The sequence below is a fragment of the Cyanobacteriota bacterium genome (genome assembly GCA_025054735.1).
Lineage (GTDB): Bacteria > Cyanobacteriota > Cyanobacteriia > SKYG9 > SKYG9 > SKYG9.
Map to the genome: position 1 here is coordinate 1 of JANWZG010000335.1, position 4594 is coordinate 4594.

Sequence of the window (4594 nt, forward strand, 5' to 3'; positions counted from 1 at the left end):
TTGTCTTAGTTGGTAATAATTGGGACTATCGGATGATTTTCTTGATGTTGACCATGCCCCAACTGTTAGCGTGGATTACAGCCAGCAATCCTTTGCGCTCGATCGCTAGGCTGACGATTGCTGCCATTGTGTTCACCAGTTGGTGGAGCCGCTGGTCACTCTGGAACCTGGATGAACTGGCAAACTGGATCATAGCTGGTAGTTTTACCTATTACCTGGGCAAACTGAGTCCAGCATGGCTGCAACAAGTACTTGCTCAGCCATTGAACAGTAGTTTGCTTGCTAACAAGCCCAAACATTGAATAAGACCAAAAATTGCGGTTTTTTACGATTGGTTACGTAAAAAGAAGCAACTAGGGGCTTGTGGAGCTTCCCGTGGTATGTCCGAGGCAAAATCGTATCCAAATACACCTATTTGCACCGCCCTCAACACAGTCTCAATGGAAACTCTTGCAGAGCTGAAGGCTCAGAATGAAGCATTGCAACACCAACTGCGCCAGACCCAAGCCGAGTTGCAGATGGCGCAAGCTCAACTCCAGAGTTACACACAACAGGCCACGGTGCTACACCAAACTCAATGCCAACTAGATAACATTCTTGCCAGTGCTATTGTTTGCATTACGCACTTTCGCCTCTATCCCGATCGACGCACCGAACATTACTACTGCTCTCCAGGCAGTAACACCATTTTTGGCTATGCTCCAGAGCAAATGCTAGATGCCTGTTTTTGGTGGTCGCGGATTCATCCAGATGATCAGGGCCATATCCTGGCCTCTAACGAACGGCTGTTGACGCAGCCAACTGCCCACCATGAGTATCGCTTTTGGCATGCAGATGGCCGCTGGTGCTGGATTGCGGGCACTCTCACCGCTCACTGGAACCCAGAGGAGCACTATTGGACTGTGACGGCTGTAGACACCGATATCACTGACCAAAAGCTGGCAGAGGCTGCCCTGCGGGAAAAAATTCAGCGAGAACGGTTGATGCGCGCTGTCATTAACCATATTCGTCAGTTTTTAGATTTAGAGCACATTTTCCAGCAGACGGTTACTGAAGTGCAGCGGTTTTTGGGTTGCGATCGCGTCTTGGTCTATGAGTTCAACCTAGCTAGCGAGAGTGGTTACATCACCTACGAAGCAGTGGTGCCGGGCTGCCGATCGCTGCTGGGCATTGAAATTACTGATCGGGGCTTCTCGGCTTGTGTGGATGACTACTTGGCAGGGCGGATTCAAAACACACCAGACATTTATCAGGCACCGTTGCCTGAATGTTATGTTGCTAAGCAGGCTGAACTCGATGTCCGGGCTAATTTGGTGGTGCCTATCATCAAGCGGCATCCCAATGGGAGCAGAGGCGAACTGTGGGGGCTGTTGGCGGCTCAGTATTGCAATCGCCCCCACCAGTGGCAACCCTACAATGTCGAGTTGTTACAGGATTTAGCTAGCCAGTTAGCGATCGCCCTGCAACAGGCAGCTTTATACCAAGCAGCCCAAACTACAGCGACTGAACTAGATGGCCTCTTAAATGCCACAACGGCTTGTATTTTTAGAATGCGCGTTTTCCGCAATGGCACTAGGCACAAACTTTATTACTCTGCCGCCTGTGAAAGGCTCTATGGCTATAGTGCTGCTGAATTGTTGTCAGACCCACTGCTGTGGCAGTCACGGGTCTTGCCCGAAGACCTCGGTGGTGTGTTAGCCCCCCTGTGGGCTAGGTATTTTGCAGATTGCCCTCCCCAAGTCGAGTTTCGCTTTCGCCATCGTGATGGTTCCATCCGCTGGATTAGCACTAGCTACAGGGTTGAATGCCATGTACCCAATGCTGACCCAGCCCTAGACTATAAACTGATCAATGCCGTCAACATTGATGTGACTGCCCGCAAGCTAGCAGAACTAGCCCTACAGCGCAGTGAAGCCCAAACCCGCGCTATTTTAGCTGCCATTCCTGACTTGATGATACTGGTGCACCGGGATGGCACCTACCTGAGTCAGATCCAAGCGAGTCAGTCCCTTGTCAATCTGGTTAATCACATAGCGCTGCCTAGCCCGATTGGTCGAAATATTGTAGAACTGTTGCCCCCTGAGATTGCCACCCAGCATATGACCTGCATTCAGCAAGCGTTGGCCACGGGCGAAGTGCAGCACTATGAAAAAGAAGTGGTAGTAGCCGGGCGAGTGCAGTATGAAGATGTTCGTTTTGCCCCCGTTGATGATGAAACGGTATTGTTGATAGTGCGGGATATTGGCGATCGCAAACGGGCAGAGCTAGCCCTGCAACAGCAGATGCAGCGAGAACAGGCCCTTAATGCCGTCATCCGAGCTATCCACTATTCCTTAGACTTAGAAACCATTTTTGTCACCGCCAGCCGTGAAATCACGAACTTACTATCGGTTCAGCGCACTTCTATTGTCCAATATTTTCCAGAGCAGCGATGCTGGCGACGCATTACAGGTTACTCCCATGACGGTAGCATTGTGCCCCCTAGTGTTGTGGGCATTCCCGATGAAGGCAACCCTATTGCAGAGCAGCTCAAACGGGGAGAGATAGTGCCAGTAGATGCCAATCACCCTATCCAAGACCCCATTAACCGAGCCTTGGCCAAAGATTTATCACCACCGTGGCTAATTGTGCCGATCGTCGTCAACCAGACCATCTGGGGCAATATAGCCATTTCTGACGCTGACCGAGAGCAGTGGCAACCAGCAGAGATAGAGCTAATGCAACAGGTGTCTGAGCAACTGGCGATCGCCATTTACCAAGCTCAGCTCTATGACCAAGCCCAGACGGCCAATGCTACCCTAGCCCGCCTCAACCAAGACCTAGAAGCACTGATTGCAGACCGCACCAAGGCCCTGCGCCAGAGTGAAGAGTTGTTTCGGAGCCTATTTGATAAGGCACCGATCGGCATTGCCCTCTGTGACCCTGAAGACAGGCGCTTGCTGCAAGTGAACCAAAAGTTTTGCCAGCTCACCGGCTATAGTGCAGAAGAATTGGCAACCATGGCCATTGCTGACATTACCCATCCAGACGATAGGGATCAAGAGTATCCCTTAGCTGCCTACTGCTTGGCTACCCACCAGTCAAACTATCGGCTCGAAAAGCGCTACATTACCAAACAGGGTACCATTCGCTGGGTGCAAGTGACGGTTACCCTGCTGTACGGCCCAGACGGAGAGTTGCAGTATAGCCTAGGCATGACCGAAGACATTACCCTGCGCAAACAAACCGAAGAAGCCCTAAGAGCCAGCGAGGCCCAAAACCGGGCCATTCTCGCGGCTGTGCCAGACTTGATGGTGCTGTACAGCGCTGAGGGCATCTACCAGGGACTGATTAAACCCAGTAACACTTTGATGAGTTTGCTCGACCTGTTGCCAGGGCCAAATATGGGCAAACACCTGTCAGAGCTACTGCCCCCAGAGATTGCCGCAAACCAAGAGGCAGCTATTCAACGAGCCATGGCGACCAAGACTGTGCAAACCTATGAGCAAGTGGTGACCATTGGCGATCGAGTTCAGTACGAAGAAGTGCGAGTGGCACCTGTAGATGAGCACAAGGTTCTGCTCATGGTGCGGGATATTGGCGAGCGTAAACAAGCTGAGCTAAAGGTACGAGCCTCCCTGCGAGAAAAGGAATTGTTGTTGCAAGAAATCCACCATCGGGTGAAAAATAACTTGCAAATTATTTGCAGTCTGTTGAATCTTCAGGCCAATACCTTCCAAGATCCCCACATTATTGAACCCTTAATGGAGAGCCAACGCCGGGTGCGCACCATGGCTCTAGTGCACGAGCGCCTCTATCAGACTGCTAGCTTGGCTGAGCTAGACATTGCCGACTACATTACCGAGCTGGTCAGTGATTTCTTCCTGGCTAGCTTGGTGGATAATGTTTCCATTAATTTGCGGTTTAACTTAGTGCACCTCAACCTAGAGGCTGATATGGCGATCGCCTGTGGACTAATCATCAACGAGCTGGTCAGTAATGCCCTCAAGTATGCCTTCCCTAACGATCGCCCCGGTGAGGTTTACATCGGTTTTCAACCCCATCCCAGCCAGCCAGACTACTACACCCTGACGATCGCCGATGATGGCATTGGCCTCCCCGCCGATTTCGATGTCCACAACACCACATCCCTAGGGCTGCAAATAGTCTGTGCCCTCGTTAGCCAACTCTTTGGCACCCTAGAGGTTGATCGTGCCCCAGGCACCGCCTTCCGCATCACCTTCCCCATCCACCCACCCAAGTAGGATCCTATACACCCCTTAGCAGACTTAAAGACTTGAACCATGCCATACCCCATCTAGTTAGGACATTGGGTTAGTGAGGACTGCTACCACTTCCCCATGCTATGGCTACAGATAGCTTGTGGTCAGGACTTAAGTCCTGGCTATGAACTTTTGGGTTGTGTCGCTGGCTTTGGGAGGATTGGTGTTACGTCCTCACCACGAGCCTTAACGGCTATCACGCTGTCCTAGGTTTGCTGTGATGGCTAGGCTTGTATTACAGATAGCTTGTTGTCAGGACTTAAGTCCTGGCTATGAACCTTTGGATTGGGTCACTGGCTTTTGGAGGATTGGTATCACATCCTCACCACAAG

Annotated in this window: 2 protein-coding genes; both read left to right on the forward strand. The window is 51.3% G+C overall.

Annotated elements, in window-relative coordinates; genetic code table 11:
* Nucleotides 1–302 (forward strand): hypothetical protein (locus tag NZ772_14450; GenBank protein ID MCS6814751.1); only part of this gene is annotated, 302 nt, incomplete at its 5' end.
* A gap of 138 nt (nucleotides 303–440) precedes the next feature.
* Nucleotides 441–4244, forward strand: coding sequence for a PAS domain S-box protein (locus NZ772_14455; protein ID MCS6814752.1), 3804 nt, complete (start codon nucleotides 441–443; stop codon nucleotides 4242–4244).
* Nucleotides 4245–4594 lie beyond the last annotated feature (350 nt).

Bases quoted from the DNA above. Each gene is read 5' to 3' on its own strand.
- NZ772_14455 (MCS6814752.1), top strand. From the start codon at position 441: ATGGAAACTCTTGCAGAGCTGAAGGCTCAGAATGAAGCATTGCAACAC.